This is a genomic window from Marinagarivorans sp., assembly GCF_982758155.1.
Map to the genome: position 1 here is coordinate 1 of NZ_CEXWTU010000333.1, position 3,991 is coordinate 3,991.

The following is a 3,991-nucleotide window of genomic DNA, read 5'->3' on the forward strand; positions in this document are numbered from 1 at the left end:
TCCCTGCAGGCCCTCTTCGCCTAATTGGATAAACTATTATTGCCTCGTCCCTAAAACCTCAGTGTAAAGAGGTGCCGGCAAAGGGGGAATGCGTAAAACTACGTAATTGATTCCGTAATTACAGCGCACTACTGACATGTTCTGTCAGTAGTGCGCTGTAGGCTAGCTGCTCAAATCATTGATCGTTAAGGAATCACTATGTCGAACTACATTATTAAAACTTATCAATTTAAAACCAAGCCGGAAGTTGGCAAGGATGCATTTTTAGTGGTGAGCGCACAGATGGATGCCTATATACTGGAAATGGAAGGCTTTGTGTATCGCTCGGTCGCGCAAGTGGCGGATTGTGAGTGGCTAGATTGTGTTTATTGGTCCTCAGCCGAAACAGCCAAAGCTGCAGATGCGGTAATGGATCAACCTTTTATGGAAGCGTTTATGGCTTGCGTCGACTCATCGACAGTGGTCTGTACCGAAGCGATTATTGCAACGCAGGTTTATCCTGAAATGCATCAAATCCCGCCGAAATAAAATAATAATTATCCATCGATTAGAGTGTTATGAAACAAACGGAACGCCTGTTACAGCTCGTTAATTTATTGCGCAACCGCCGTACCGTATTAACGGCGCAGCAATTGGCGGATGAGTTTGGCGTTTCGTTGCGGACTATTTATCGGGATATTCAGAAGTTGGAAAGCTCTGGTATTCCGATTGAAGGCGAGGCCGGTGTTGGTTATCGTATTCACCGTTCCGTGAATTTACCCCCGCTGATGTTTGATGCTAATGAAGTGGAAGCGTTAATGTTGGGGGTGAAAATGGTAAAAGCCTGGAGCGATAGTCAATTATCGGCCTCGGCACAAAGTGCGCTGCATAAAATTGTAGGCGCATTACCTCCAGAGCTAAAACATATTGGCGATACGCTACCTTTTAAAGTCCCAGTATTCCCTGACTTTCTCGACGAAACAAATCCAAGTACCTTACTGCGTGAAGCCATTAAAAAGAACAGAATAACAGACATTGTTTATACGGATGCTAAAAATGCGACAAGCCAGCGCGAGGTGTATCCGCTGGGTTTATTATTCTGGGGGAATGTATGGACGTTAGCGGCGTGGTGTTGTTTGCGCCAAGCGTATCGCGCTTTTCGCCTAGACCGTATTGTAAGTGCTAATTTACAAGAGCAATGTTTTGAGCAAACAAAAAATTGCTCGCTTGAGCATTATATGAGCTCGTGTAGATTGGCGTAAGGGGCGAGGCAATAATAGTTTATCCAATTAGGCGAAGAGGGCCTGCAGGGAAGCAGGTTATTAGAATAACGCAGGGAGCAGTTATCGAAGGGGTTTTCTTATCAAGGCGCTTAAAGGGGCGCATGCCGGGGCATGTAACGCTTTGAACAACGAAGGTAAGAATGTCGAGATCAAGCATTTAGTGGATGGAATATTGTTTCCTCGTCCCTAAGGGCGAGTACCGAAAAAACACTTTTTGATTAATCGCTTTAAAGAGTCAGTCGGTGTTTGTGGGATTCTTCGGAGATGACGATTTCGTTTGTACTTTTAGGGGCAGGCAAACAAGTTTTCATCCATTAGGGACGTGCATGAAATAACTTCCCGTTTTTGAATTCCTAGGTGCACGCTTGCCTTCGTAAAAATATTTGCAATAGCCGGCTATTGCAAATATTTTCGCCTCGTCAAGCAAGTGCCCACAAACCCAAATTCCAGCAACTTATTCCGTGCACGCCCCTAGGCTCATTGTGTTACTGGTTGCGTACGATCTTAATCATAAAACTACCGCTATCAAACCGGTAAGTTTCAGATAAAGCTGAGGTGCTTAATTCCGCATTGCTCACAACTCCGGGATGCATAGTGACGGCGTCATTACCTGTTAACTCGTCGCGATTACTTAAGTAGCCTGCGCCTTCCATACCTAAACCCGGTACGGTATCGAGTGTTTCGGTGTTGGCTTCGGTACCGGCATCTAAAATATCAGCATTGAGTATCATGCTATCCCCAATGGCTAACCCATGAATGGCAATATTTTGTAGGCCGACTATAGCGTCGTTGGTAAAGATCGGCATACTGGCTACCGACAGCATTGCGGGGTGATCAATCATGGCTGTTATTGTTACAGCACTGTTTTGGCCAGCAGGTACAGCCGCAAGTGTAGCGCCATATATACCGGGGTTTTGTTCCAGTAGCATTGCTGGCGAACCGCTTTCGGCTAGCATTTCTAGTGCGCTAGATGCGGGGCTTCCGATGCTCCAAAGGTTTAATGCATCATCACTTAAAATAACAGCTGCGGGCGATAACGTTTGCATTGCACTGCCATTAATTAAACTCACCGAGTACTCGGCCATAGGCGCTGAGCAAAGAGGAGTGTCCGTTAATGAGCTAATGTACACAGCAAGGTTAATACCGCAGTCTTCATCGCAAGCGTCTCCTGTTGGTGGCGGCATATTCGCGCTAATGAATGAAGCTAAGTCATCTGAAGATGTTGTTAAATAATTAAACATAGTGGCATCAGCAGAAAAGGCATCTGTGCCAAAAGCGGGGTTACCGGGTGCAGTAGCGGATTCATCAAATGCACCGTGACAAAGCACACAAGATTTTGATGAATATAGGGCAGCGCCTTTTTCTGCTGTATAGGTATCGCAATCAAGACCCATCGCTGGCATTGACGAGCTAGAACTCATCATATCGGAAGACATAGTTTCCGATGAGACTGCCATATCACTAGAGCTCATCATTTCAGATGATTCTGCTGCCATGCTGCTAGCGGCACTACTGATACTACTTAAAGCTGCTGCATTTGATGTTGCGGGAGCGTCCGAATTATCACTGCCGCAAGCGGCCAGCGTTACGGCACTGACTAGGGCTAAAGAGAGGGTTCGTAAAGTCATAAAGCGCTCCTATTTAACAATTACTGTCACGCGAGCAACAGGGTTCAACCAGCGGTGAATGCGGTTATCAAAATCGCTAGCACCAGCATCGGTATCACTATCGCCCAGGTTGCCGCGATGGACATGTACAAAACCTTCAACATCAGCCATTACGCCTGAACCGCCTGTTCCTCCAGTAGTAACAAACGGGGGCGCAGGAGTGTTCGCAGCATCACCACCGATCAGCTCATTATTGGCTTCGGTTCCTGCATCATATGCATTTATATCAAGGGTATAGGTGCCTGGAGTAGTCGGTAGGGTCCAGCTGTTCAGGCCAGCAAAAGCATCATTTGTTGGCAGTAACATAGTGACAATGCTGAGTTGAGTATTATCGCCGGTGCTTAGATCCGTCATAGGCGAAGACGCTCCGGGCGCCAAAGGGCCCGCAGCCGGGTTAACTTGGTTCTTGGCGCCTATGCTCTCGGTTAAAGTTTCCAATCCAATTAACGCACCGCCTTCAGCCATGGCTTGGATTTCTGGAGACGCGACATCCCCCACGTTAAATAGCATATTGTCTGCGCTATGCGCGCTCACTAAAATCGGCGTGAAATACATGCCGTGAGTTAGGTTGGTCACACTCACAGCGATCTCGGCTGCATTGGCGGCGCTGGCAGAGGCTAATAACGTCGCAGCGCAGATTAATTTTTTATATTTCATGGTGATGTCCTGTGTTTAGTTGTGGGGCATAAAGGCTAAAATTTAAAAGCCTAAATCTACATACCTAATGGCTTTTGTCTTGTTGGTGCACAGCATACAAAACAGGTATCACGCAACTTTCACACGAATATCACTTTTTTATCACAATTAACGCCGCTGTCATTAATTGTGCCCGAATGGCACGCAGGGCCTGCATTAAGGGACGAGGAAACAATATTTCATCCATTAATGCTTGATCTCGACCTCCTTATCTTCGTTGCTCAAAGCGTTACATGCCCCGGTAACTGCTCCACGACATTATGCTCCTGCAATGTCTAATAAGGGGCTCCTGCCCCGATGCGTTACCCTACTGACCAGCCCTTTCAAGGTGACTTTTTAACCAGTTTTTCCTTCGCTAATAGCTTT

Annotated in this window: 4 protein-coding genes; 2 read left to right on the top strand and 2 right to left on the bottom strand. The window is 46.6% G+C overall.

Features of this window, described 5'->3' with window-relative positions; all coding sequences use genetic code 11:
* Window positions 1–198 precede the first annotated feature (198 nt).
* Both AC3A8L_RS20410 and AC3A8L_RS20415 read left to right on the top strand, forming a co-directional pair.
* Window positions 199–528 carry a hypothetical protein gene (locus tag AC3A8L_RS20410; protein WP_487964115.1) on the top strand — a complete coding sequence of 110 codons (330 nt, stop codon included), beginning with the start codon at window positions 199–201 and terminating at the stop codon, window positions 526–528.
* A 29-nt stretch (window positions 529–557) separates the two neighbouring features.
* Complete coding sequence (locus tag AC3A8L_RS20415; protein ID WP_487964116.1) at window positions 558–1,241, top strand: helix-turn-helix transcriptional regulator; 684 nt, start codon at window positions 558–560, stop codon at window positions 1,239–1,241.
* A 506-nt stretch (window positions 1,242–1,747) separates the two neighbouring features.
* Here the strand turns inward: AC3A8L_RS20415 and AC3A8L_RS20420 are convergent.
* Window positions 1,748–2,890 (bottom strand): spondin domain-containing protein, encoded by a 1,143-nt coding sequence (locus tag AC3A8L_RS20420; RefSeq protein WP_487964117.1) that lies wholly within the window; start codon window positions 2,888–2,890, stop codon window positions 1,748–1,750.
* 9 nt (window positions 2,891–2,899) lie between these two features.
* Window positions 2,900–3,586, bottom strand: a complete 687-nt coding sequence (locus tag AC3A8L_RS20425; RefSeq protein WP_487964118.1) for a spondin domain-containing protein — start codon at window positions 3,584–3,586, stop codon at window positions 2,900–2,902.
* Window positions 3,587–3,991 lie beyond the last annotated feature (405 nt).